Genomic DNA, 23,621 nt, shown 5'->3' with positions numbered 1-23,621 from the left:
GTTGTGGTTTTCGCCAGAAGCGGACCCGCGATCGCTTGTTCTCCTACGCCGGCCCGTTCGGATTGGTCCTCATTCGAACCGGTTGTTACGTGCACGGTCTGCTTCTTGCTCGCTCCGCCGTTCAGCGTCGATTTTCGCTTGAAACCTCTTTCTTGCCTCGGCTAGCGGTTCGGCAAGGGCGGGAGCATCGGCCTCGGCCAGGCTGTTCAAGAGCTTTAGGCGGCCCTCGAGCTTGGACGCAAGTGAGCCGCTCCACCTTAACGGATAGAGACGATGAACGATTTCGTTCAGAACGAGGAGTGGTTCCGGTGCTTTCCCCAAGAGTCTCTTCGCGAGTGGTGCCCATTCGTGCGGTTCGCCCTTCTTCGGTCGGTTGAAGAGCAAGACCACGGATGCGGCGAGGGGATAGCGCATCGTGGGATCGCGGTCGCACCAAGTGATTGCGGTTACGTCCGGCAGCACATTCAGGACGTTTTTGTGGAAGTGTGCGAGATCGTTGAGAAGGCGCACGCTCGTCCGTTGCCACTTCAGATCGCCGGAAAACAGTTCATCAAGTGTGGCGAGGGACTGGACCTTCAGCAAGGCTTGCACAAGGTCATCGTAGTCGTACGTGCTGATATGATGGCTCTCGGCCGCAATCATGAGCTCGCGGCAAAGCGCTTTCGCGATCGGAACGCCTTCCTCTCCGGTTGGACAGGAAGTGACCACAATCCCTAGCTCGTGGTCCTCGCGCGGCGCGCGGTGGCGCGCGCGCGATCTGAATACTGAGGTGCGGGACGCGTCCTCACTCGTCTCTATTGCGGCAAACCAGTTCACGCCAACTGTAAACGGCTGGGTCGAGTGGTCAGCTCCAGCAAGCAAATAGGCATTCACCAGTCACGCCTTTACAACGTCACCGACAGCACGGTGGCGGACACCGGGACGGTTGAACGTTGCTCCGGCGCGGTGACACGTCGACCCGATCGTTTGGCGGGGCTGCCGTTGTTGGCGGGAAAGCATACCGCGTGGAACACCAATGCGTGACCACCCAAGCCGCCGGGTTCGGACTGGCTGGCAGCTATGATGCTGAGGTCTACACCCGCATCAATTTCTGGAGGACGGCATGAAATACGCCCGCATCATCGATGGCGTGGTGGATTCGATTTCGTACGATCTGCCCTATTTCGAAGGCCGCGGGATGGACAGAGGTTCCCGACGATGTTTTCGCCGGTTTTTCATTCGATGGTGAGAATTTCACCGGCCCAGAGCCAGCGCCGCCACCTCGTCAGACAGTTCGGAAATCGGTCGTGCAGGTAAGGATAATCGACGCCGGCATGATGGCTTCCGACTACGCCGCCTTGACGCAAAACCCGGTCTATTTCGCTCGCTGGTTTGCTCCCGATCGCCCCGAGGTCTACTGCGACGATCCGGACGCCATCCTGCTAGTCACGGCTCTTGGCCTCGACCCTGACGCGATCCTCGCGCCTATCGTTTGAGAGACGCGAAGACCTGCCGGTGGCTGCATGAACGTGCATCATCGCGAATTCAGAGCCCCACTGCTTCTCGTGCTTTCGGTCTGCCCCAACGAAACATTCGGCCTCGTTCGGAGTTCGACTCAGAAGGAGCTGCTCTATGGGCGAGGACAATAGCAAGGGAAGGTCGGGGTGCGGGTCGGTCGTCGAGCTTCTTGTCCGGCGACTGGCCGAGCAAACAGGCATCTCTGAGTCTGATGCTCGGCTGCTGATCGACCTGATCGGCACCAACTGGAATTCATTGGTGCGTGAGGCTCGGTTGCTGAAATCGCGGCGTTGACTCGCTGAGCCGATCGCGACAGAAATTCAGCGCGCGGCCCAGGTCAACGAACCCGCTCTCGTTCGCCTTGGGGGGCGGGTTTTTTCTGATTCTTGGGTTAGCTGGCGCGATCTGGTGAGGGTGGGTTGCATGCCAATTTATCAAAAAGCAAAAGAAGCCGGTGTCTTCAGTTCGTCCGAAGTCACCTTGCTAGGCCGTGTGTTCGACAGGCTGAAGGTTGAAGGTCAATCCTCGCTCGATCGTGAAGAGCTCGCGTCCCGCATCATCGCAAACTACGAGGCCGGGATCACAGACGAGGAAGAACTGGTTTTGGTCTCCAAACTGCCGCTCGGGGGCTAGGTGGCCGGCGGGGCATGCCTAGGCGTCCATTTCCAGCCGCTCATGCACCGGCTTGTCGTGCCACATCACTTGCCTGCGGTCCCGCATGTCGACCGGCTGCTCACAGATCGGGCAGATGTAAAATTGTCGCTTTCGTCCTTTGGCGGGGCCCCCTGGAGCCTGCCTGTGATCGGCGGGCCGAGGTCGGACAGTTTCGTCATGACCCATCCAACATTCAATTTAGCTAAAATGTTCCGGAACTGAATCGCCTTTCGTGATTTGAGTCGCGTTCGTGGGCGTGGCCCAGACATCTTCCCTGATATTCGCGTGGAGAGATTCCTTGGGCACACGTCGCGCGCCATGAGCAGTCTGGTTTGCCGGTTCTGCTGCCAGCTTTTTGGCCCGTCGGCTCAGTGTCATTATTGATTCGTTGTAACCGGCATGAGGAACCAACAGAGCGGCTCCGACCAACCAAGCCCAGCTTCGCGAAGTGCCTCCTCGATCGCGGGTTTGAACGCTCTGGGATACGTGCCTTCGCCGACTGGAGTCTGCGCCGGGGCTTGCGGATGGCCATTCACCAGAATCAGCAGTGTGCTGAGCTGCTTATGTTCGTGCCTTGGCCACCTGGCCAAAAACGGGAGAAGACGCAAGCCGAGCTCGTCAGCCTCAAAGGCGATAAGCGCTTCAGGGTCAGGGATGATTTCCGACAGCTTTAAAATGGGAGCATCCCCAGCGTCTCGCGAACCGATAGTCGCAGGAAGGCACAGGATTGCAAGGAACTCATTGAGATCAACCGGTTGCGTTGTCCGGCATTCTGAAACCCCACCGGAAGTGCGGTGTCGCGTGCGTTGTAAATACCCTTGCATTTAGGGCAAAGATTATGCCCTCCGAGGCCGTGCGAAATCTGGATTTGAAGCCCTTGGGTCTGTTCGCAAGTTGGACAGAAGGGTAGTGAAGACGGCTTGCCGTCCGGGGTAATCCCATAATTGTACTGGCCAACCCGGACCGTTCTCACCTTGCTATCCGCGAGCACCTTCAGGCGCTTTATCTCTGAGTCCCTTTCCTGGATGGCTTCACGTGCATCAGCCAACGCCATCTTGGTGTCGCTTAAGGCCGAATACAACTCGGTGATCTTCAGTTTGAACTCAGCGTCAGAGAACGATTTCTCAAACTCTCGAAGCTGCCTGGCGATATCGAACGCCTGTCCGACCGCAGCCAACCGGACGACGATATCCATTCACGCACCCCTTCTCTCCCACTGAAACGAGGCGCCAACGCGCCCCGAAAGTCCCCTGTCGCGTTCATGTCGCGTGGACCTGCCGATAGTCGCAGGAAGGCGCGGAAATGAAAGAAGGCTGCCTAAGTGAGGCCCTCCACGGTCGGTGGGTCCTCGTGCTAATTTCAGGACTCCACATTCTTACAGCTCTACGTATGCTCTGTGGATGGCGAGGGGACTTCGTTGGCTATTGCTATTCTGCGTAGCGCTGGTGCTTACGGCGCTTTTTCAGCCATTCCTCGACCACGCCTTAGAAAAGATAGGATTGTTCACTGCCCCAGGGGCGGCCGTCACAACAGCATTAAACTGGTTGGAACTGCTGGTCGGTGTTACTGCTTTCCCTTGGATCGCAGGCGGCGTTTTGGGGCGAGCAGCCGGTGCCTGGTTCGACGCGATCATGCGCCGACTAGATGGCCGCTATCCCGTGGGAAAGAAGGCCAGGGCAAAGGCACTGTTTGAGGATCTGGAGACCTTAGCGCTTCGTATAGACCATGCGACCCGAGAGCCATATTTGGACAGGCGAGTCTTCCCTAGCCTTTTCTCAGAGGTCGAGATCGCAACCACCACGCTTGACAGGCTGGGTTTTGAGCAACTGGTGGACCCGGAGCGGCTAACACACCCGTTTCAGCGCTCTTCAAGTTCATCGCGCCTCAGTTGCGGGTAGGAGATATCGAAAAGGCCAAGAAGCTTGCACAGCATGTGAAAGCAGGGCCGAGATTAAAACCAAATTAGGTATGCCCAACCGGGATATACGTTATTTTGTACGCAATTCATTGAAATAGAAAGATTCTATAAGTAAATCAACGGCATCTGGCGGAGGGAGTGGGATTCGAACCCACGGTGGGCTTGCACCCACGCCGGTTTTCAAGACCGGTGCCTTAAACCGCTCGGCCATCCCTCCATCGTGATTTTTCAACCACTTGGATGCTCGTCCTGATCGCAACGCGTACCCTGTGGGCACGCCTCGGAGATCGTTCGCGCTTCATTGCTCTAGTGCGGCCAACGAAGTCCTGTCAACCGGCTGTTGCCGGTTCCTGCCAGGGGCAGGGCACGGGCGCTTGACGGCGGGGCTTGAGCAGGACGTGCGAGCGCTGCGCCGAAGCTCGAAACGCCGTGATTTTTCACAGCGATCGGCCGGACGGCTTGTGCCACAATCTCGCCCGGTTCCGACCATAATCGGTTAATACGGTGATAAACAATTCCTGTGCACAAGGGATTGCGAATCAAGGTGGCGCTGGCATTGTCGGGTGGGTTTTGGCCCTGCCGACGGTCAAGTTGCGGTGCCTTTGTTGAGAGGGGACAATCGAAAAATGCCAGGCACGACGCGCCCGCGTCTTCGTCGCGCTTCCGCTTTCGCGTTGTGTGCCCTGTCGGCTGCCCTGTTGGCGGCTTGCGCGGCGCCGCCACAGCCGAAGGCAATGGTCAACAAGAAGCCTCGCCCCAAGGAATATTTTGCCGAATCCGAATATGGCGTAAAAGCCAGCCCGCGCGTTAGCTTCAAAATGTCGGGCCTGCAGCGTGGCGGCGGACGCGATCAGCTCGGCAAACCCTATCAAGTGCGCGGCAAGTGGTATTATCCGAAGGAAGACAAGCGCTACGCCAAGAAGGGTCTCGCCTCGTGGTATGGCGAAGCCTTCCACGGCAGGCTGACCGCCAACGGCGAAGTCTACGACATGACGCATCTGACCGGCGCGCATCCGACAATGCCGCTGCCGAGCTATGCGCGCGTCACCAATCTGAAGACCGGCAGCTCGGTCATCGTGCGCGTCAACGATCGCGGTCCTTATCATGACGGGCGCATCATCGACGTGTCGAAGCGCGCCGCCGAAATGCTCGACTATGCCAATATCGGCACGGCCAAGGTGAAGGTCGAATATGTCGGACGGGCGCCGCTTCACGGTAATGACGAACACTATCTGATGGCCTCTTACCATCCCGGCAACAGGGCGCCGGATCCGTCGGACGGCCTCCCCACCGGCGTCATGATCGCCATGAACGGACCATCGCCGAGCACGGCGTTGGCCGCTGCCGCTCCGTTTCCCGGTCAGTTGACGAATTCGCCATCAGCACAGCCTGTCATGGCGGCGCAGACTTCGGCCGCTGGCAGTGTGACGCTGCCCGATTTCGGGCCGATCGTGCCGGAACGGCCGCAGATCAATCTGCCGCCGCAATCGCCGTTCGCCGTAGCGACGCTGTCCTACGCCAGCGAACCCGTGCAACACGCCTCCACTGTCTTTGCCGCGCTGGATGGCGCCGGCATGTCGCCCGCCGAAATCCTTCAATCGTGGAAGCGGCAAGTTCCTTCGGCCGCTTCGCCCACGGACTATATCGCGGCGGGCTCGTTCGAGGATGCCGCCGAGGCGCAGCAGGTGGCAACCCAGCTTTCCGGCTTCGGCAAGACCGAAATCCAGCGCTCCGAATTCGAGGGCAAGGACTGGTATTCGGTCGATCTCTATCCGGATGGCCATGGCAGCCTGGACGAGATGCTGCTGGCGGCATGGGCGCATGGCGCGCCGGACGCACTCGTGGTTCGGAATTGACCGGCAAATCCTGAAGTTTTGCCGAGTTGTCCATCGCGCGGTTGCTCGGCCGGGACAAAGCCTGATAGCCTAGAGCTTGCCCCAAAAATGCCGGCTGACAGGTCGATCCTCTCATGAAATTTCGCTTCGCCGCGCCTCTCGCCGGGCTCCTGGGTTTTGGCTTCCTGCTGCTTTCGCTGGCTCCAGCCGCGGCGCAGCTTTTCGAAACCAAGGCCGCGCAGGCCTTCATGATCGATGCCGAAACCGGAACGGTGCTGTTTTCCAAAGATGCCGACAGGCCTATACAGCCGGCGTCGCTGGCCAAGCTGATGACGATGGAGGTGGTGTTCCACGCCATCAAATCGGGGCGCGTGACGCTCGACGATACATTCGTGGTGAGTGAGAACGCATGGCGCACCGGCGGCGCGCCATCCGGAACGTCGACGATGTTTGCCCAGCTCAAGTCGACGATCCGGCTTCAAGACCTGATCCAGGGCGTGACAGTCCAGGCAGCCAATGACGGCTGCATCATCATCGCCGAAGGGTTTGCCGGATCGGAGGCGAATTTCGCGACTGAGATGACCGAGCGCGCAAGGCAGATTGGCCTGGAGAAATCGACATTCGTCAATGCAACCGGTCTGCCGGCCGACGGCCAGCAGACGACGGTTCGCGAGCTTGCGCTCCTGGCCCTGCATATCTGGCGCGAGTATCCGGACCTCTATCGCTATTACGGCCAGAAGGATTTCACCTGGAACAAGATCACCCAGAGGAACCGCAACCCGCTGCTGGCGATGGATATCGGCGCCGACGGCCTGGCGATCGGCAGGAGCGACGCATCCGGCTTCGGCATCGTCGGTTCGGTCAGCCACAGTGGCAGGCGGGTCATTGCGGCGATGAGCGGCCTGGCAAGCGACCGCGAGCGCGCCGAAGAAGCGCGAAAACTCCTCGACTGGGGCCTTCGTTCCTTTGAGAAAACCGAGATTTTCGCCAAGGACGAGGTGGTCGGCGAGGCCCAGGTTTTCGGCGGTGCGAAATCCGGTGTGGCGCTGAAGGCAAAAGCGCCCGTGGTCATTTTCCTGCCGATCGCCAACCGCGACAAGCTGACCGCCAGGATCGTCTATGAGGGACCGGTTGCAGCGCCCGTCGAAGAGGGGCAGCCGGTGGGCGCGCTGCGGGTCTGGATCGGTGACACGCTGAGCCAGGAGACGCCGCTTTTCGCCGCCGAAACGGTTGGCGTCGGCTCGCTGCCGCAACGCGCGCTCGATGCCGCCAAGGAACTGGCGGTCGGCTGGCTGCGTTAGCAGCGACAGCGTGGACCTTTTCTCAAGTCAGGACTATTACGGTCCCGCAGCATGGTAAAAGGCTTTGGTGAGCGGATTCTTCATCACCTTCGAAGGCGGAGAAGGGGCAGGCAAGTCGACGCAGATCGAGCGGCTGGCCAGCAAGATGCGCGCCAAAAAATACGATGTCCTTGTCACGCGCGAGCCGGGCGGCTCGCCAGGCGCAGAGGCGGTCCGGCATGTCCTGCTGTCCGGTGCTGCCGAGCCATTCGGCCCCGGGATGGAGGCGCTGCTGTTCGCCGCCGCGCGTTCCGACCATGTCGAGCAGGTCATCCGGCCGGCGGTCGAGCGCGGCTCGATCGTGCTTTGTGATCGCTTCATGGACTCCTCGCGCGTCTACCAGGGTGTCACCGGCGGCCTCGACCCAGCCTTCATGGGCGCGCTGGAAAAGGTCGCCATCAACGGCATGGTGCCCGACATGACGCTGATCTTCGATATCGACCCGGCCGAAGGACTGCGGCGCGCCACGGTACGGCGGGGCACCGATGCCGGCGCCGACCGCTTCGAAAAGGAAACGCTTGATATCCACCAGCGCCGCCGCGAAGCCTTTCTGGCGATCGCCGCGGCAGAACCCGAGCGCTGCATCGTCATCGACGCGTCCGCCGACCCCGACACGGTGGAGAATGTCGTCGCCGGCGCCGTGTTCACGGCGCTGGAGACGATGACGCCGAGGCAGAGGAAGCAGGCGCCGGGATGATTTTCGAACGGATCGCACCAGAACAGCACGACACGCTTGACGGCGTACCGGAGCCATCCGAGACGCCGCGCCTGGTCGGACATGACCAGGCAGCGAACATGCTGGCGTCAGCCTATCGTTCCGGGAAGCTGCCGCATGCGCTGATCTTTGTCGGGCCGGTCGGCATCGGCAAGGCGACGCTGGCCTTTCATCTGGCGCATCATCTGTTGAAGCATCCGGCGTCCGAACAAGCGCCGGAGGTGCTTGCCGTTCCCGATCCGGCGTCATCGCTGTTTCGCCAGATCGCCACCGGCGCCCATCCTTCAGTGCTGCATCTGACCCGCCCGCCGAACGACAAGACCAAGAGTTTCAAGACGGTGGTCACTGTCGACGAGATCCGCAAGGTCAGCCGTTTCCTGTCGCTGACCTCGCATGACGGCAGCTACCGGGTGGTGATCGTCGACCCGGCCGACGACATGAATACCAATGCTGCCAACGCCTTGCTGAAGAATCTTGAAGAACCACCGGCACGCACCTTGTTCATCCTCATCGTCCACGCGCCGGGCAGCCTGTTGCCGACGATCCGCTCGCGCTGCCAGATGGTGCGGTTGACGCCGCTCGATGCCGAGAGCCTGATGACGGTCCTGGAAAGCGTCGAACCTCCGCCACCGGACGATCCCGCGGCGCGCGCGGCACTGGCCAAGCGGGCAGGGGGCAGCGCGCGCACCGCAATCCTGCTGACGCAGTATGGCGGGCTGGAAATCGCCGAGGCGCTCGACGCCCTGGCGACAGCGGCAAAGAGCGATGTTGCCGGCGCCTATCGCCTGGCGGAGGCGGTGGCCGGACGCGACCGGGCGATCCAGTTCGATATTTTCAACCGCCGTGCGCTCGACCTGCTCTCGACCGGTGCAGGCCAGGCCGCGCTGGCGGGCGATCTGGCTCGGGCCAAAACCCTGTCCGACACTTGGCACGAGGCTTTGAACGCTATATCTGAAACCGACACCTACAATCTCGACAAGAAGCAGCACGCCTTGATCATGATCGACCGCCTGAATTCTGCAATGCGAATGTGACGGCCCATCGGGATGGCAATCGCCGTTTCGATGCGATATCTCACCGGCATCTTTCATTCAGACATTCATGACGGCTCATCCATGGCACGCGAAAAATACTACCTCACGACGCCGATTTTCTATCCGAACGGCAAGCCGCATATCGGCCATGCCTACAATGTCATCGCCAGCGACACGCTGGCCCGCTTTCAGCGGCTCGACGGCAAGGACGTCTTCTTCGTCTCGGGAACCGATGAGCACGGTTTGAAGATGCAGCAGACGGCGGACGCCGAAGGCCTGACGCCGAAAGCGCTTGCCGATCGCAATTCGGCGATCTTCCGCTCGATGCTTGAAGCGACCGGCTGTTCGAATGATGTTTTCATCCGCACCACCGAGGAGCGCCACTACAAGGCCTGCCAGGCGATCTGGACACGCATGGCGGAAAATGGCGACATTTACCTCGACCGCTATAGCGGCTGGTATTCGGTGCGGCAGGAAGCCTATTTCGACGAGGCCGAAACCAAGGTCGGCGACGACGGCGTGCGTCGCGAACCGCTCGGCTCGCCCGTCGAATGGACCGAGGAAGAGAGCTATTTCTTCCGCCTGTCGGCCTATCAGGACAGGTTGCTCGCGCTCTATGAGAACAGCCCCGAATTTGTCGGACCGGCGGAGCGGCGCAACGAAATCGTCAGCTTCGTCAAATCCGGACTGAAGGACCTGTCGATCTCGCGCACCACGTTCAAATGGGGCGTGCCGGTGCCAGGCGACGACAAGCATGTGATGTATGTCTGGGTCGATGCACTGACCAACTACATCACGGCTGCCGGTTATCCGGATGCGGCCGATGACAGATGGTCCTTCTGGCCGGCGAACGTCCACGTCATCGGCAAGGACATCGTCCGCTTCCATGCCGTCTACTGGCCGGCCTTCCTGCTGTCGGCAGGGATCGAACTGCCGAAGCGCGTATTCGCGCATGGCTTTCTGTTCAACCGCGGCGAGAAGATGTCGAAGTCGGTCGGCAATGTCGTCGATCCGTTTGCGATGATCGAGCATTACGGTCTCGACCAGGTGCGTTATTTCTTTATGCGCGAGGTGCCGTTCGGCCAGGACGGCAGCTACAGCCACGAGGCCATCGTCAACCGCACCAATGCCGACCTCGCCAACGGCCTCGGCAATCTGGCGCAGCGCTCGCTGTCGATGATCGCAAAGAACTGCGGCGGCATGGTGCCGAAACGCAGCGAACTGGCGGAGGCCGACAGGGCGATTCTCGACCAGACGGTGGAGGCGCTTGCTACTGCACGCAAGATGATGGCGGAGCAGGGCATCCACCTGGCGCTGGCGGCGATTTTTGGCGTCGTGGCGGAGGCCGATCGCTACTTCGCCTCGCAGCAACCGTGGGCGCTCAGAAAGACCGATCCGGCGCGCATGGAAACGGTGCTGTGGACGACCGCGGAAGTCGTCCGACGCGTGGCGCTGCTGTGCCAGCCGTTCATTCCGGGATCGGCCGCCAAGCTGCTCGACCTGCTGGCTGTGTCACAGGACAGCCGCGATTTCGTCCATGTCCACGCGGACCATGCGCTGGTGTCAGGGGTTGCTTTGCCCGCGCCGGAAGGCGTGTTTCCGCGTTACGTCGAGCAGCCGGACGCGAACAGCTGATGTTGGTCGACAGTCACTGCCATCTCGACTTTCCGGATTTCGCAGAGGAGCGGGCGGCCATCGTCGCCCGCGCCTTGGCCGCCGGAATCGGTCGCATGGTGACGATCTCGGCGCGTGTGAAGAGATTCCAGCAAGTGCTTGAGATCGCTGAATCTTTCGACGAAGTCTATTGCTCGGTCGGCACCCATCCGCACAACGCCGCCGAGGAGCCGGACGTGACTGTTGAGGCGCTTGTCCGGCTGTCCGCTCATCGCAAGGTGGTGGCGATTGGCGAGGCCGGGCTCGACTATTTCTACGATCATGCGCCGCGCGATGCGCAGGCGCAGGGCTTTCGCACGCATATCGCCGCAGCGCGCGAGACAGGCCTGCCGCTGGTCATCCATGCGCGTGATGCCGACAGCGACATGGCTGATATCCTCGAGGACGAAACAGGGAAGGGCGCCTTCCCCTTCGTCCTGCACTGTTTTTCGTCCGGGCGCAGGCTGGCCGAGATCGGCGTGGCGCTCGGCGGCTATGTTTCCTTTTCCGGCATCGTGACCTTCAAGAATTCGGCCGAGCTGCGCGCCATCGCCGCCGATGTGCCACGCGACCGCCTGCTGGTCGAAACCGACGCGCCATATCTCGCGCCGGTGCCGTTTCGCGGCAAGCGCAACGAGCCTGCCTATGTCGCGCACACGGCCAAGGTGCTTGCCGAAACGATCGGCGTCAGCGAGGCCGAAATCGCCGCCATCACCACCGACAATTTCTTCCGGCTGTTCAGCAAGATGCCGCGCCCGACCGCGCTGAGCGCCTGACGCATGAGCAGCCGGCTGCGCCTCACCATTCTTGGCTGCGGCTCATCGCCGGGCACGCCGCGCATCACCGGCGACTGGGGCAATTGCGATCCGGCCAATCCGAGGAACCGGCGCATGCGCACCGCTGCGCTCATCGAGCGGATCGCGGCAAACGGCGACAGGACCACAGTCGTCATCGACACCGGGCCGGATTTCCGCGAGCAGATGCTGCTGGCAGCGGTCAAGCGCATCGATGCGGTCGTCTATACGCATCCGCATGCCGACCATATCCACGGTATCGACGATTTGCGCGGCTTCGTGCTCGAGCAGCGTCATCGGATCGATATCCACGCCGACCAACCCACCATGCTGCGGTTACGGGAAGCGTTCGGCTATTGTTTCGAAACACCGTTAGGCAGTTCCTATCCGCCCATTGTCGAGCCTCATATCATCGACCATGCCAGGCCGATCGTGATCGAAGGCGAGGGGGGTGCCCTCACCCTCGAGCCGCTGCCGCAGATCCATGGCGACATCATATCGCTTGGTTTTCGCATCGGCGGCCTCGCCTATTGCCCCGATGTCAGCGATTTCCCCGACGCCACCGCCGAACGGCTGCGCGATCTGGATGTGCTGGTCATCGACGCGCTGCAATACAGGCCACATCCGAGCCATCTGTCGCTCGCCCAGGCACTCGGCTGGATCGAGAAACTGGCGCCGAAAAAGGCCGTTCTGACGCACATGCATGTGCCGCTCGACTACGCTGCGGTGATGGCCGAGACGCCGGCCGACGTCGACCCGGCCTATGACGGCATGACGATCGAAATCCCTTTTGAATCTGCATGTTAGGTTCGGTTCTTCATGGCTGGAAGCATTGATCGTGTGACCAGGGCAGCAGCCGATGCCGGCCTCGACATCGAAATCAGGCGCATGGGCGCCTCGACACGCACCGCCGAGCAAGCCGCCGCGCAATGCGGCTGCACAGTCGCCCAAATCGTCAAATCCCTGGTGTTCCAGGGAGAATCCAGCGGAAAGCTGTTTCTCTTCCTGGTTTCCGGCTCCAATCAGCTCGATCCAGACAGGGCTGCCGCACTGACCGGCGAGCCGCTGAAGCGCGCCGACCCGCGGCAGATCCGCGATCAGACCGGCTTTGCCATCGGCGGCGTAGCGCCGATCGGCCATCTGATTGCAATCCCGGCGTTCGCCGACGAAACGCTGCTCGGTTTCGATCGCGTTTGGGCTGCGGCCGGCGCGCACGACGCGGTGTTCGCCGCCGAGCCACAGGCAATGATCAGGGCAGCGCAAGCTGTCGTAGCGACGCTGGCAGTCTGAAGCGAACGCGCCGGATATCGCAGCCTCGGGCTGCAGCGTGCGACCGGCGCACGCTACTCGGCGGCGACAGCGGTAGGCTCCGGCGGCAGCATGATTTCGGGCGCCGCCGGCGCGAACAACATCTTTACGACGTTGCGGAAGGCGAGGATCTGGCGTTCGAGGACACGCGGGTCGCCGAGCCCCCGCGACATGATGATGCCACCATCGATCACACAGGAGAACATCATGGCGACGTCTTCGAGGTCCATGCCCTTGCGGGCCGGATAAACGGCCGCGATCTCGTTCAGCGCATCGCGAAACCGCCCGTTCCAGGAACGGACGGCGGCGGCGGCGATGTCGCGAACGCTGCGGTCGAAGAGGCGCTCCTGATAGGTGAACGTCGCGATCAGGCAGCCGGGATGGCCGTTCGGCAGATCACCCATCAGTTCGGCAAGCAACTTGAGCGTGATCAGGAACGACTGCAAAGGATCATCGGACAATTGCCGGCCGCGGTGAAACACATCGTCGAAGATGCGATCGTTCTCCTCGACGTAGCGCTGCATCAAGGCGCGGGCGAGTTCGTTCTTGTCCTTGAAATGATAAAAGAAGCCGCTCTTGGTTATGCCGGCTTCGGCGATCACCTCCTCGATGGACGTCGCGCCGAACCCCTTGGCGAGCACCGAGGCCTCGGCGATCTCCAAAATGCGTTCGCGCGTTTCCGCATCCTTGCGCATGACCGAATGCCCTCAAATCTACTGTACCGGCGGTATGGTTTTCACACACGCCAACGTCGGCACCGGTAGCAATACGACCGACCCAGCGCGGCTATCCGTCTGTAATTGCTGCGGTTTCCGCTTCGGTTGAGTACCGGACCACAAGCCTTCTACCGCACCGGCGGCACGTGCTGCTAAAACTTGGCCATTGCGAACCGGCCGCCACCAGGGCGGCACAGTGTCATCTTACCACTGGAGACAAACATGGCCAAGTACCGCCAGAATCTGCCGCAACTCGCCAACAGAACATTCCTGAGCGATGGCGGCATGGAAACGACTTTCATCTTTCACGACGGCCTCGAGCTTCCGCATTTTGCTTCATTCACGCTGATGGCAACGCCTGAAGGCCGGCAGAAGCTGAGGGATTATTACGTCCGTTATCTGACCATCGCGCGCACAAGCGGGACCGGCTTCATCCTCGACACGCCGACGTGGCGGGCAAACCCGGATTGGGGAACCTTGCTCGGCTACGGGCCGGAAGCGCTACGCGCCGTCAACGAGGCCTCGATCGAGCTTCTTCTCGACCTGCGCAATGAATTCGAGACCGCCGAAACGCCTTGCGTCGTCAGCGGCACGATCGGGCCGCGCGGCGACGGCTACAAGGCCGGCAAGATGGACGCCAACGAGGCGGAGGCCTACCACGCAGCGCAGATCGAGAGCTTTGCGCGGACCGAGGCCGACATGGTGGCCGCCTATACGCTCACCAATTTCCACGAGGCAATTGGTATCGCGCGGGCGGCCAAGGCGCATGCCATGCCGTGCATGATCTCGTTCACGGTGGAGACGGACGGCAAGCTGGTGACCGGCATGACGCTCGGCGAGGCGATCGACAGGGTCGATGACGCGACCGACGGTGCGCCGGCCTACTATATGATCAACTGCGCCCATCCGACGCATTTCATGCAGGCGCTGAACAAGGGCGAGCGCTGGCTCGATCGCGTCTATGGCGTGAAGGCGAATGCCTCAGTCAAAAGCCATGCCGAACTGGACGAATCGGAAACGCTGGACGCGGGCGACCCGGACGATCTCGGGCGGCGCTACAGCAGGCTGACAGCCTCGTTTCCGACGATGCGCATCCTGGGCGGCTGCTGCGGCACCGACCACCGGCACATCGCGGCGATCTGCGAGGCCTGCGTGCCGCAGGCGGCGTAGGAAGCTGTGGGCGTCGCAGGAGCCGCAACGCAAACAACCGCAGTTCCGCTGCTTCCAAGGAAACAAGGAGCTGCGGTTGGGCCGCGATCCAAACGCGTGCCAGTTCCATAACCTATCTTATGCGACTTTCGGACGGGTGGAAATCCCAGCATGATTTTTGCATCGATTGGCTTGCCCTCGCCTGCGACGGGCCTCGATCCTGGCATCATGGCCAGGCGGCGCGTACAATCCAGGCGCGCCGCGATTTCGCGAGGCGCTTCAAGTCTCTGTTCATGCATGTCGCAGCTCCAAAAACGTTGCCGCGACATGCACGGATTTGACGCGGCTATTCGCGCTCGCCGGTGAAGTTCAACAGCAGCTGGAAGATGTTGATGAAGTTCAGATAGAGCGAGAATGCACCAAAGACGGCGAGCTTCTGCTGCGATTCCGCACCGAAGTTTTCAGCAAACTGCTCCTTGATCGTCTGGGTATCCCAGGCGGTGAGACCGATGAAGACGGCGATACCGATCACCGAGATGGCGAACTGGAGCGCAGTCGAGCCGAGGAAGATGTTGACGATGCTGGCGATCACCACGCCGATCAGACCCATGATCAGGAAGGACGAGAACTGGGTCAGGTCGCGTTTGGTCGTGTAGCCGTAAAGGCTGGTCGCGCCGAACATGGTTGCGGCGATGAAGAAGGTGCGCGCGATGCTGGTCCCGGTGAACACCAGGAACACGGACGCCAGCGACAGGCCCATGACCGCACAGAATGCCCAGAACATCGCCTGAGCGCCGGCCGCGGACATGGTCTGTATCCGGAACGAGAACAACAGCACGAAGGCGAGCGGCGCCAGCATCACCACCCACTTCAACGGAGTGGAAAAGATCGGCACGTAGAGGGCTGGCGTCGAAGCCACGACGAAGGCGATCACGCCGGTGACGACGAGGCCAACGCCCATGTAGTTGTAGACGCGCAGCATGTGTTGGCGCAGGCCTTCGTCATAGACGGCGCCGGTCTGGGCTCCGACGCCGGTCCGGTATCCTAGATTGGGGGTGTTCATGCGAGTTCTCCTTTGTGAAGGTCAGTAAAGCGTGTTGGCGAGCGTTTCTGCGGTGCGATCGAGATCGCGGACACCGCTTCGGGCGACGACTGCGTAAGCAACTTCGCCGATCTGGAAATAGGCCGAGGAAATTTCGCCCGACGGGGCGACGGTCGGCTGGACCACGTTGAACGTTCCGGGCCTGATCGCGAACAGCGAGACCAGTCCCAGGTCTCTTGTTTCGACAGCCATCTCGACGCTCGGGCCGAACTGCGATGGATAGATCTGGACGTCACGGACCTTCCAGTCCTTCGGCAGCGACGGCATGACGATCGCCGTGGCGGCGCGGATTTCGTCCGCATCGTAATCCGGCGCTTCGGGCTGGGATGACATGGCCTCGCGGAGGATCGTCGTCCTGTGTGCCCGGATCGCCTCCTCCAGATAGACGGGCGGCTGGGTCGAGGCGACGACTTTCGTCACCGATATCGGCCCGATGATGCCGTTGGCCAACCAGCCCGCAGCCACCAGGACTGCGACCGCCGCAGCCCGCTGCAACGTGCGCAAGGCGCGCCCTCGGGCCAGTCCCCGTTCGAGCCGCCGTGCCGCGTCAGCCGTCGCCGGCCGCGCCATGCCCTTGCATCCGGCAAGCGCCACGCGCAGTTCGTCGCGTGTCCTGAGGTCGGACATCACGCGGGCGGCAGCCTCGGGACGGGCGGAAAGAAACGCCTCGACCTCGATGCGGCGGGCAACGTCCAACTGGTCGTCGACATAGGCGTCGAGGTCGGCGTCGGTCACCGGGTCGCGCAGTTCGCTCATCATCGACATCACGGACCTCCCACGATCCTGAGGTGGCTTTTCGCATGTGCCGGCAATTTGTCCTCCATCTCGCGGAGCGCTGCGCGCGCCCTGCCGATGCGCGACATCAATGTTCCCAGCGGTACGCCGCTGGCCTCGGCCGCCTGGCTGTAGGTAAGTCCCTCGATGGCGACGAGATGCAGCGCCGAACGCTGCTCATCCGGCAATTTGAAAAAAGCTTCGCGCAGCTGTGCCAGGCGGACGGAATGCTCCTGGGGTGCCTGCATGCTGGCGTCGGCAAGATATCCCGCCTGCTCGATGCGCACCGCTTCGGATCTGCGCGACCGCAAGCCGTCAATGAAAGCGTTGTGGACGATCGACAGCAGCCATGCGCGCAGGTTTCCGCCGGATCGAAAGGTGCCGCGCCGCTCATAGGCACGCACCAGCGCGTCATGCACCAGATCCTCTGCTTCTGCGCTGTCGCGCGTCAGCGAACGCGCGTAGCGGCGCAAAGAACCAAGCTGTCCTATGATATCGAAGCGTGGCATCGACCCTCTCACGTCCTGTTTACGGAGCATGGCAGGCTTTTAATCCCGCTCGTTGAATTTTTTGCGATCCGGGATGTCCGGCGGTACAACGCCACCATCGCGTGTCCGCGAACGATCCCTCACCCGCCACAATTCGCCGCGCGGTTGTAGCGCCACGGCGATATCGATGTTTACAGCTGAATTAATTTGTGACGCGAAAAATCGCGTGGGTGTCATCATTTACGGGACACTTGCGAGTTATAGGCGGGAAACATTCACCGTCGAATCTTCCCTTCGCCGAGGCCCTGTGGGCCCGCTTTGTTCAACGAATTATCGACCCGACATGACAAGCCCCAACATGACTGGCCCCGACATGACAGGCAACGTGCCAGCCCAGCGGGATACCCGCATCGATGTCTTCCGCGCGCTAGCGCTGCTGACGATCTTCGTCAACCACGTGCCGGGGACGATCTTCGAGTATGTCACGCACAAGAATCTCGGCTTTTCCGATTCGGCCGAAGCCTTCGTGCTGATCTCGGGCATTGCCGTTGGGCTCGCCTACGGACTGAAGTTCCAGCCGGGGAATCGGTTGCTCATCAGCCTGAAGGCCTGGCGGCGCGCCGGTGTCCTCTATATCACCCACGTCATGACCACTGTCGCGACGCTGGCGATCTTCTCGGCGGCTGCGTTGCATTTTTCGCGGCCGGACCTTTTGAAGCTGATCAACATCCAGCTGATCATCGAGGACACGCCGGAGGCGCTGCTCGGCATCGCGGCGCTCGGGCATCAGATCGGCTATAACAACATCCTTTCCATGTATGCCGTCGTACTTCTGATGATGCCGCTTTTCCTGTGGCTCGGCACTTTCAGCCTGCGCCTGATGCTTGCTGCGTCCGCTCTTCTTTGGCTCATCGCCGGCATTTTTCAGATCGCGCCTTCGAATTTTCCCGGCGACGGCTTCTGGTTCCTGAACCCGCTCTCCTGGCAGTTCCTTTTCGTCATCGGCATCGCCGGCATGCTGCATATCAAGCGCGGCGGCGAAATCCGCTTCAACTGGATGATGGCGAGCGCGGCCGTCCTGTATCTGGTCGGCGCGCTGATTTGGGTGCGGCTGCCGCTGTGGGGCATCGAGACGGCCTCCGGCCTGCCTACCGTGCTGACCGGCTTCGACAAGACGTTCCTGTCGCTGTCGCGCCTCATGCACATTCTGGCGATCGCCTATCTGATCGTGGCAATCCCGGCGCTTTCCAACCTGGCGAGGACGAGGCCCGGACATCCGCTCGCGGTTCTCGGCAAGCATTCGCTGCCGATCTTCGTCGCCGGAACGATCCTCGCCATGATCGCGCAGGTCATGAAGGTCGTCAGCCCGGGCGGCCTCCTCTACGACGCGATCCTGATCTCGACAGGCATCGCGCTGCAGTTCGGCTTCGCCTATTACCTCGAATGGTTGCCGCGGATCGGTTGGGGCGGCAAGAAGCGGCAATCTGGAGCCGCCTTGCCATCTGCTGCTCTCAAGCCGGCATGATCGAACGGCGCGACGCGCCGTGCGATCAAGGCCTTTCGCCGGGTGCGAGCCTCGCCTCCAGGCGACGCCATGGATTTCTGTGTCCAGTCTCCCGGTTGGCGGTTTTCAGCCTGGCGCAACTGAAAACCGCTGGCGCAGCACAGCCGATTTGCGTATCACTCCGCCGCCAACGGAAACCGCGCCGATGTTTGAAAACCTCCAGCCTGCCCCAGCCGACAAGATCCTCGCCTTGATCGGCCTCTATCGTGCCGATCCCCGCCCCGGCAAGGTCGACCTCGGCGTTGGCGTCTACAAGGATCGCGATGGCAAGACGCCGGTGATGCGCGCCGTGCGCGAAGCCGAACAACGATTGCTGCAGAGCCAGGACACCAAGACCTATCTCGGCCTTGCCGGCGATACCGGCTTCAACTCAGCAATGGCGGGGCTGGCCTTTGGCCCTGCGGCCGAGTTTTCGCGCATCCGTGCGGCGCAGGCGCCCGGCGGTTCGGGCGCGCTGCGGCTGGCGGCCGAGCTGCTCAAGAGGACGCGATCCGACGCGACGATCTGGCTGTCGGACCCGACCTGGCCGAACCACATGCCGGTGATGCGCGCCGCCGGCCTGCAGATCCGCGAATATCCCTACTTCGACGCAGCCTCAGGTGCTGTTCGCTTCGCCGACATGATGAGCGCGCTGGCGACCGCAAGGAGCGGCGACGTGGTGCTGCTGCATGGTTGTTGCCACAATCCGACAGGCGCCAATCTGGACACCGCGCAATGGGCTGAAATAGCAGACCTCGTCGTCGAGCGCGGCCTGCTGCCCTTCGTCGACATTGCCTATCAGGGGTTTGGCGAAGGTCTTGACGCTGACGCCGCCGGCTTGCGCCTGCTGGCGGCAAAAGTCCCGGAAATGGTCGTTGCCTCGAGCTGCTCGAAGAACTTTGCCGTGTATCGTGACCGCGTCGGCGCGGCGATGATCCTGGCCAAAGACAGCGCCCAGGCGGATGTCGCAATGAGCCAGATGCTGTCGGCGGCACGCGCCATGTACTCGATGCCGCCGGACCACGGCGCGGCGGCGGTGCGCATCGTGCTTGAAGACGCCACGCTGCGCGCCGCCTGGGAAGCGGAGCTCGAGGAGATGCGCCTGCGCATGCTGCGGCTTCGGGTGCAGTTCGCCGAAGCGCTGCGGCGACAGTCCAATTCCGATCGCTTCGATTTCGTCGCCAGCCATCGCGGCATGTTTTCCCGGCTTGGCCTGTCCGAAGCGCAGGTCGAGCGGCTGCGCGCCGAGCACGGCGTCTATATGGTCGGCGACAGCCGCATCAACGTCGCCGGCCTGCCGGAGGACGGCATGGACGCGCTCGCCAAGGCGATCGTCTCCGTGCTCGACTGAGGCTTTGAGCAGCGCTGTGGACAATCGCCCCTCGCCTGCCGACGGCGTTGGCTGCACCGTCGGACGCAGGCTAAAGCGCGTCGCGTTCGACCAGCCTCATGCGACGCGCTTTAGGCTCTTGTTTTCATGCATGTCGGTATCGCAAAACCGCTGCACACTTTTGCGCGACATGCATTAGCATTCGAGCGATGAAACCCTCGAAAGATATTTCCCGGCTGATCGAGATCATGGCTGCGCTGCGGGCGCCGGAAACCGGCTGCCCGTGGGACATCGAGCAGGATTTCTCGACCATCGCGCCCTACACGATCGAGGAAGCCTACGAGGTGGCGGACGCCATCGCGCGTGGCAACCTGGACGATCTGCGCGACGAGCTCGGCGACCTGCTGCTGCAGGTCGTCTACCATGCGCAGATGGCCGAGGAGGCCGGTGAATTCGCCTTTGGCGACGTGGTCCAGGCCATCACCACAAAAATGATCCGCCGCCATCCGCATGTCTTCGGCGACGATGAGGCGCGCAGCGCCGGCATGGCCAAGGGCATGTGGGAGAAGATCAAGGCCGAGGAAAAAGCGGAAAAGCGAAATGCCCGCCTCGCCCGCGGGCACGATCCGGAGGATCATGGCAAGGGCTTTCTGGACAGCGTACCGGTTGCCCTGCCGGCTTTGACCCGGGCGCTCAAGCTGCAGGAAAAGGCGGCCCGCGTCGGCTTCGACTGGAGCGAGGCCACGCCGATCCTCGACAAGATCGACGAAGAGATCGGCGAGTTGCGCCACGCCCTTGCCAAGGGTGATACGGCTTCGATCAAGGACGAGTTCGGCGACATGCTGTTTGCCGTCGTCAATCTCGGGCGTCATCTCAAGGTCGATTCCGAAGCGGCGCTCAGCGGCACCAACGAGAAATTCCGCTCGCGGTTCCACTATGTCGAGCAAGCGCTGGAAAGGTCCGGAAACACGCTGGAAACGGCGACGCTCGACGAGATGGAGGCGCTTTGGCAGCAAGCCAAGAGCGCGAAGTAACAGAAATTACCCGTTGTTTTTACGTTGCAATCTGGTTTCTATCTCTTCGTGTGCGCTTCGCGTCGCTTTGAGCGACACGGTTATGCCGCCATCTTCATTGTCGGTGCGCGAGACGACGTCGCCATTGCGGTAGAGCCAGTCGACGAGCCCAAGCTGGTCAGGCTTGAGCCTGACGGTCAACGTTTCCAGTTCGCCTGACACTCGTGTCTCGATGATCGCCTTCAGCACGTCGATGCCCTCGCCGGTGGCCGCCGATATGGCAATCGGCGGTGCCTTGCTGCCGTCGATGCCGTCGGCGAGCAACCGCTCCCGGTTGCCCGCATCGAGCCGGTCGATCTTGTTCCACACTTCGATGACGCGCCTGCTGTCGCCGGCATCGACGCCGAGATCGGCGAGGATGCGCTCGACATCCTCGGCCTGGGCGGCCGTATCGGGGTCAGAAATGTCGCGCAAATGGATGACGAGATCGGCCTCGACCACCTCTTCGAGCGTTGCCCGGAAGGCCGCGATCAGATGCGTCGGCAGGTCCGAAATGAAACCGACCGTGTCCGAGAGGATGACCGGCGTGCCGTGCGGCAGCCGTACCCGACGCAGTGTCGGGTCGAGCGTGGCGAACAGCATGTCCTCGGCCAGCACCCCTGCTCCGGTCAGCCTGTTGAACAGCGTCGACTTGCCGGCGTTGGTATAGCCGACAATGGCCACGACCGGGAACGGTACCTTCTTGCGCTTGGCGCGGTGCAGGTCACGGGTGCGCCGCACTGTTTCCAGCTCGTGTTTCAGCTTCTTGATCTTGTCCTGCAGGGCACGGCGGTCCGATTCGATCTGCGTTTCGCCAGGGCCGCCGAGGAAACCGGCACCGCCGCGCTGGCGCTCGAGGTGAGTCCAGCTTCGCACCAGCCGGCCCTTCTGATAGTTGAGGTGCGCCAAATCGACCTGCAGCGTCCCTTCCTTGGTCCGAGCACGCTCGCCGAAAATTTCCAGGATCAAGCCGGTGCGATCCAGCACCTTGGCGTTCAATTCCTTTTCCAGGTTGCGCTGCTGCACCGGCGTCAGCGGATGGTCGACAATGACCAGTTCGGCACCGCCCTCTTTGACGATCTCGGCGAACTCCGCGACCTTGCCGCTGCCGAGCAGGGTTGCAGGCCGGGGATCGTTGACGGTCACAACAGCGGTATGGATCGGGTCGAGATTTATGGCTTGGGCAAGGCCAACCGCCTCGTCGTGGCGGGCCTCGGCAGATCGCGTCAGGCGCGGGCGATTCGTGTCTTCGTCGCCGCGCGGCTGGCGGGTAAGCACCGGCACGATGACCACGGCCCGGGTCGGGCCTTCGGCTTCCGTCCCCGGCTGATATGCTGGTTTTTCGCGAACGCTGCGGTCCGCATCTTTCTTACGTGCCAATCAGGCGCCCTGGCTTTCCTCGCCATCGAACATCTGAACCGGCTGGCTCGGCATGATCGTGGAAATGGCGTGCTTGTAGACGAGCTGGGAATGGCCGTCTCGGCGCAGCAGAACACAGAAATTGTCGAAGGAAGTGACCACGCCGGTCAGCTTCACGCCGTTGATGAGAAATATGGTGAGCGGGTTTTTGCTTTTGCGAACTGAATTCAGGAACAGGTCCTGAAGATTTTGCGATCGTTCCGCCATTGTTCTTGTCTTTCGCCGATCCCCTTCGGTTTGCAGGCCAATGCGCCAAATTACCTGGCACATGTCAAGCGCGCAAACACCGTCTTGCCATCAATAACGACAAGCAGAACGAGATATATTGATGTTCATTCCACCTGTGCGGTTATCAGGCTGGACTTTTTTCCGCAACGTCAAAAAAGGCGTGCCGCAAGGAAAGTGTTAACGAGCCCGGATGGCCGTTGGCGACCGGAGCACCGTCGATCGCCACGATCGGCATGGCGATTGTGGTCGCGGAGCTGATGAAAACCTCGCGCGCGGCCTTGGCTTCGGCGACCGAAAAGCCCCGCTCCTCGATCTTCAGGCCGAGTTTGGCGGCCACGTCGAACAGCGTGGTGCGGGTGATGCCGCGCAGGATGCCGTGCTCGGCCGGACGCGTCACCAGCACGCCGTCCCTGGTGATGATCCAGGCGTTCGATGATCCACCTTCCTTGACGATGCCGTCGGCATCGATGAACCAGGCTTCGTGGGCGCCGGCTTCCTTGGCCTTCTGCTTGGCGAGCACATTTGGCAGCAGGCCGATCGACTTGATATCGACCCGGTCCCAACGGTTCTCGGGCACGGTGATCACCTTGATTCCGCTTTCGGCCCTCCTGGCGGCAGCAGCGGCATCGGCTTTCCTGGCGGTAACCACCAGCGACGGCTTCGTGCTCGCCGGGAAAACAAAATCACGGCTGGCGACGCCACGCGTCACCTGAAGATAGACCAGGCCATCGGCGACATGGTTGCGGCGGACCACCTCGCGCAGGATGATCGGCAACACGCCCGGCGTGACCGGCCAGTCGATCGACAATTCGGTCAGCGAGCGGTTCAGCCGTCCGAGATGGCGAGGCATATCGACGATGAAGCCGCGCGCCACCTCGCAGACCTCGTAGACACCGTCGGCGAATTGATAGCCACGGTCCTCGATATGCACGAAGGCGGCGGCGTGAGCGACATAGCGCCCGTTCACATACGCAATGCGCGGCATGGGTCCCCCCTGAAGAAGTCAGCGCATGACCCCGAAAAATGAATCTATTTTCGGGAAGGATCATGCGAAAAAAAACAAAATGCTACA

General features: G+C 61.7%; 24 protein-coding genes and 1 tRNA gene. 15 read left to right on the top strand and 10 right to left on the bottom strand.

Annotated elements, in window-relative coordinates; all coding sequences use genetic code 11:
* Window positions 1-69: 69 nt before the first annotated feature.
* Window positions 70-873, bottom strand: coding sequence for a hypothetical protein (locus JG739_RS19795; RefSeq protein WP_202363027.1), 804 nt, complete (start codon window positions 871-873; stop codon window positions 70-72).
* A gap of 413 nt (window positions 874-1,286) precedes the next feature.
* On the opposite strand from JG739_RS19795, the gene JG739_RS19790 reads away from it, so the two are divergent.
* The 3 genes from JG739_RS19790 (at window position 1,287) to JG739_RS19780 (ending at window position 2,130) form a co-directional block, all read left to right on the top strand.
* Window positions 1,287-1,475, top strand: coding sequence for a hypothetical protein (locus tag JG739_RS19790; RefSeq protein ID WP_202363026.1), 189 nt, complete (start codon window positions 1,287-1,289; stop codon window positions 1,473-1,475).
* A 136-nt stretch (window positions 1,476-1,611) separates the two neighbouring features.
* The gene (locus JG739_RS19785) at window positions 1,612-1,791 is read left to right on the top strand and encodes a hypothetical protein (protein ID WP_202363025.1); all 180 of its coding nucleotides are present in this window, start codon (window positions 1,612-1,614) and stop codon (window positions 1,789-1,791) included.
* Between the two features lie 129 nt (window positions 1,792-1,920).
* Entirely contained in the window at window positions 1,921-2,130 is a 210-nt protein-coding gene (locus JG739_RS19780) for a hypothetical protein (RefSeq protein WP_202363024.1), read from the top strand.
* 691 nt (window positions 2,131-2,821) lie between these two features.
* Here JG739_RS19780 and JG739_RS19775 read toward each other — a convergent pair.
* On the bottom strand, window positions 2,822-3,346 hold the full coding sequence (locus JG739_RS19775) for a hypothetical protein (protein ID WP_202363023.1): 525 nt from the start codon (window positions 3,344-3,346) through the stop codon (window positions 2,822-2,824).
* Between the two features lie 850 nt (window positions 3,347-4,196).
* Window positions 4,197-4,286, bottom strand: a tRNA-Ser gene (locus JG739_RS19770).
* 409 nt (window positions 4,287-4,695) lie between these two features.
* Here JG739_RS19770 and JG739_RS19765 point away from each other — a divergent pair.
* From JG739_RS19765 to JG739_RS19730, 8 genes are all read left to right on the top strand, one after another.
* Window positions 4,696-5,925, top strand: a complete 1,230-nt coding sequence (locus JG739_RS19765) for a septal ring lytic transglycosylase RlpA family protein (RefSeq protein ID WP_202363022.1) — start codon at window positions 4,696-4,698, stop codon at window positions 5,923-5,925.
* 113 nt (window positions 5,926-6,038) lie between these two features.
* Window positions 6,039-7,205, top strand: coding sequence for a D-alanyl-D-alanine carboxypeptidase family protein (locus JG739_RS19760; protein ID WP_202363021.1), 1,167 nt, complete (start codon window positions 6,039-6,041; stop codon window positions 7,203-7,205).
* Between the two features lie 64 nt (window positions 7,206-7,269).
* A complete protein-coding gene (gene tmk / locus JG739_RS19755) occupies window positions 7,270-7,941 on the top strand; it encodes a dTMP kinase (protein ID WP_202363020.1) in 672 nt (223 codons plus the stop codon).
* On the top strand, window positions 7,938-8,993 hold the full coding sequence (locus tag JG739_RS19750) for a DNA polymerase III subunit delta' (protein WP_202363019.1): 1,056 nt from the start codon (window positions 7,938-7,940) through the stop codon (window positions 8,991-8,993). Before tmk ends, JG739_RS19750 begins: the two co-directional genes overlap by 4 nt.
* Window positions 8,994-9,074: 81 nt before the next feature.
* Entirely contained in the window at window positions 9,075-10,628 is a 1,554-nt protein-coding gene (gene metG, locus JG739_RS19745; protein ID WP_202363018.1) for a methionine--tRNA ligase, read from the top strand.
* Window positions 10,628-11,422: a TatD family hydrolase gene (locus JG739_RS19740; protein ID WP_202363017.1), complete on the top strand. Its 795-nt coding sequence runs from the start codon at window positions 10,628-10,630 to the stop codon at window positions 11,420-11,422. Before metG ends, JG739_RS19740 begins: the two co-directional genes overlap by 1 nt.
* A 3-nt stretch (window positions 11,423-11,425) precedes the next feature.
* Complete coding sequence (locus tag JG739_RS19735) at window positions 11,426-12,247, top strand: MBL fold metallo-hydrolase (protein WP_202363016.1); 822 nt, start codon at window positions 11,426-11,428, stop codon at window positions 12,245-12,247.
* 12 nt (window positions 12,248-12,259) lie between these two features.
* On the top strand, window positions 12,260-12,730 hold the full coding sequence (locus JG739_RS19730; RefSeq protein ID WP_202363015.1) for a YbaK/EbsC family protein: 471 nt from the start codon (window positions 12,260-12,262) through the stop codon (window positions 12,728-12,730).
* A gap of 53 nt (window positions 12,731-12,783) precedes the next feature.
* On the opposite strand, the gene JG739_RS19725 is transcribed toward JG739_RS19730, so the two are convergent.
* A complete protein-coding gene (locus tag JG739_RS19725) occupies window positions 12,784-13,443 on the bottom strand; it encodes a TetR/AcrR family transcriptional regulator (RefSeq protein ID WP_202363014.1) in 660 nt (219 codons plus the stop codon).
* 243 nt (window positions 13,444-13,686) lie between these two features.
* On the opposite strand from JG739_RS19725, the gene JG739_RS19720 reads away from it, so the two are divergent.
* The gene (locus tag JG739_RS19720) at window positions 13,687-14,634 is read left to right on the top strand and encodes a homocysteine S-methyltransferase family protein (protein WP_202363013.1); all 948 of its coding nucleotides are present in this window, start codon (window positions 13,687-13,689) and stop codon (window positions 14,632-14,634) included.
* A gap of 325 nt (window positions 14,635-14,959) precedes the next feature.
* On the opposite strand, the gene JG739_RS19715 is transcribed toward JG739_RS19720, so the two are convergent.
* The 3 genes from JG739_RS19715 to JG739_RS19705 are packed head-to-tail and all read right to left on the bottom strand — an operon-like array spanning window position 14,960 to window position 16,998.
* Window positions 14,960-15,676 (bottom strand): Bax inhibitor-1/YccA family protein, encoded by a 717-nt coding sequence (locus JG739_RS19715; RefSeq protein WP_077377724.1) that lies wholly within the window; start codon window positions 15,674-15,676, stop codon window positions 14,960-14,962.
* Window positions 15,677-15,697: 21 nt separating this feature from the next.
* Entirely contained in the window at window positions 15,698-16,471 is a 774-nt protein-coding gene (locus JG739_RS19710; RefSeq protein WP_202367531.1) for an anti-sigma factor family protein, read from the bottom strand.
* A gap of 8 nt (window positions 16,472-16,479) precedes the next feature.
* On the bottom strand, window positions 16,480-16,998 hold the full coding sequence (locus JG739_RS19705; RefSeq protein ID WP_244749484.1) for a sigma-70 family RNA polymerase sigma factor: 519 nt from the start codon (window positions 16,996-16,998) through the stop codon (window positions 16,480-16,482).
* A 337-nt stretch (window positions 16,999-17,335) separates the two neighbouring features.
* Between JG739_RS19705 and JG739_RS19700 the strand changes: the two genes are divergently transcribed.
* The 3 genes from JG739_RS19700 (at window position 17,336) to mazG (ending at window position 20,884) form a co-directional block, all read left to right on the top strand.
* Window positions 17,336-18,502, top strand: coding sequence for an OpgC family protein (locus JG739_RS19700; protein ID WP_244749483.1), 1,167 nt, complete (start codon window positions 17,336-17,338; stop codon window positions 18,500-18,502).
* Between the two features lie 184 nt (window positions 18,503-18,686).
* Window positions 18,687-19,871 (top strand): amino acid aminotransferase, encoded by a 1,185-nt coding sequence (locus tag JG739_RS19695; RefSeq protein ID WP_202363011.1) that lies wholly within the window; start codon window positions 18,687-18,689, stop codon window positions 19,869-19,871.
* A gap of 188 nt (window positions 19,872-20,059) precedes the next feature.
* Window positions 20,060-20,884 (top strand): nucleoside triphosphate pyrophosphohydrolase, encoded by an 825-nt coding sequence (mazG, locus tag JG739_RS19690; protein WP_202363010.1) that lies wholly within the window; start codon window positions 20,060-20,062, stop codon window positions 20,882-20,884.
* Between the two features lie 6 nt (window positions 20,885-20,890).
* On the opposite strand, the gene hflX is transcribed toward mazG, so the two are convergent.
* The 3 genes from hflX to JG739_RS19675 all read right to left on the bottom strand — a co-directional run bounded on the left by hflX (window position 20,891) and on the right by JG739_RS19675 (window position 23,534).
* The gene (hflX, locus tag JG739_RS19685) at window positions 20,891-22,282 is read right to left on the bottom strand and encodes a GTPase HflX (protein ID WP_202363009.1); all 1,392 of its coding nucleotides are present in this window, start codon (window positions 22,280-22,282) and stop codon (window positions 20,891-20,893) included.
* Window positions 22,283-22,528: an RNA chaperone Hfq gene (hfq, locus tag JG739_RS19680; RefSeq protein ID WP_006202172.1), complete on the bottom strand. Its 246-nt coding sequence runs from the start codon at window positions 22,526-22,528 to the stop codon at window positions 22,283-22,285.
* A gap of 145 nt (window positions 22,529-22,673) precedes the next feature.
* Window positions 22,674-23,534: a D-amino-acid transaminase gene (locus tag JG739_RS19675; RefSeq protein WP_202363008.1), complete on the bottom strand. Its 861-nt coding sequence runs from the start codon at window positions 23,532-23,534 to the stop codon at window positions 22,674-22,676.
* Window positions 23,535-23,621 lie beyond the last annotated feature (87 nt).

Source organism: Mesorhizobium sp. L-2-11, from assembly GCF_016756595.1.
Lineage (GTDB): Bacteria > Pseudomonadota > Alphaproteobacteria > Rhizobiales > Rhizobiaceae > Mesorhizobium.
The sequence above is the reverse complement of the archived record's forward strand: the minus strand, read 5'-3'. Positions and strand labels throughout refer to the sequence as shown.

Coding starts and splice junctions, on each gene's coding strand:
- JG739_RS19785 (WP_202363025.1), top strand. CDS start 1,612: ATGGGCGAGGACAATAGCAAGGGAAGGTCGGGGTGCGGGTCGGTCGTC.
- mazG (WP_202363010.1), top strand. CDS start 20,060: ATGAAACCCTCGAAAGATATTTCCCGGCTGATCGAGATCATGGCTGCG.
- JG739_RS19765 (WP_202363022.1), top strand. CDS start 4,696: ATGCCAGGCACGACGCGCCCGCGTCTTCGTCGCGCTTCCGCTTTCGCG.
- JG739_RS19720 (WP_202363013.1), top strand. CDS start 13,687: ATGGCCAAGTACCGCCAGAATCTGCCGCAACTCGCCAACAGAACATTC.
- metG (WP_202363018.1), top strand. CDS start 9,075: ATGGCACGCGAAAAATACTACCTCACGACGCCGATTTTCTATCCGAAC.
- JG739_RS19700 (WP_244749483.1), top strand. CDS start 17,336: ATGACTGGCCCCGACATGACAGGCAACGTGCCAGCCCAGCGGGATACC.
- JG739_RS19760 (WP_202363021.1), top strand. CDS start 6,039: ATGAAATTTCGCTTCGCCGCGCCTCTCGCCGGGCTCCTGGGTTTTGGC.
- JG739_RS19695 (WP_202363011.1), top strand. CDS start 18,687: ATGTTTGAAAACCTCCAGCCTGCCCCAGCCGACAAGATCCTCGCCTTG.
- hfq (WP_006202172.1), bottom strand. CDS start 22,528: ATGGCGGAACGATCGCAAAATCTTCAGGACCTGTTCCTGAATTCAGTT.
- JG739_RS19740 (WP_202363017.1), top strand. CDS start 10,628: ATGTTGGTCGACAGTCACTGCCATCTCGACTTTCCGGATTTCGCAGAG.
- JG739_RS19715 (WP_077377724.1), bottom strand. CDS start 15,676: ATGAACACCCCCAATCTAGGATACCGGACCGGCGTCGGAGCCCAGACC.
- JG739_RS19735 (WP_202363016.1), top strand. CDS start 11,426: ATGAGCAGCCGGCTGCGCCTCACCATTCTTGGCTGCGGCTCATCGCCG.
- JG739_RS19725 (WP_202363014.1), bottom strand. CDS start 13,443: ATGCGCAAGGATGCGGAAACGCGCGAACGCATTTTGGAGATCGCCGAG.
- JG739_RS19705 (WP_244749484.1), bottom strand. CDS start 16,998: ATGCCACGCTTCGATATCATAGGACAGCTTGGTTCTTTGCGCCGCTAC.
- JG739_RS19775 (WP_202363023.1), bottom strand. CDS start 3,346: ATGGATATCGTCGTCCGGTTGGCTGCGGTCGGACAGGCGTTCGATATC.
- JG739_RS19780 (WP_202363024.1), top strand. CDS start 1,921: ATGCCAATTTATCAAAAAGCAAAAGAAGCCGGTGTCTTCAGTTCGTCC.
- JG739_RS19710 (WP_202367531.1), bottom strand. CDS start 16,471: ATGAGCGAACTGCGCGACCCGGTGACCGACGCCGACCTCGACGCCTAT.
- JG739_RS19675 (WP_202363008.1), bottom strand. CDS start 23,534: ATGCCGCGCATTGCGTATGTGAACGGGCGCTATGTCGCTCACGCCGCC.
- JG739_RS19750 (WP_202363019.1), top strand. CDS start 7,938: ATGATTTTCGAACGGATCGCACCAGAACAGCACGACACGCTTGACGGC.
- JG739_RS19730 (WP_202363015.1), top strand. CDS start 12,260: ATGGCTGGAAGCATTGATCGTGTGACCAGGGCAGCAGCCGATGCCGGC.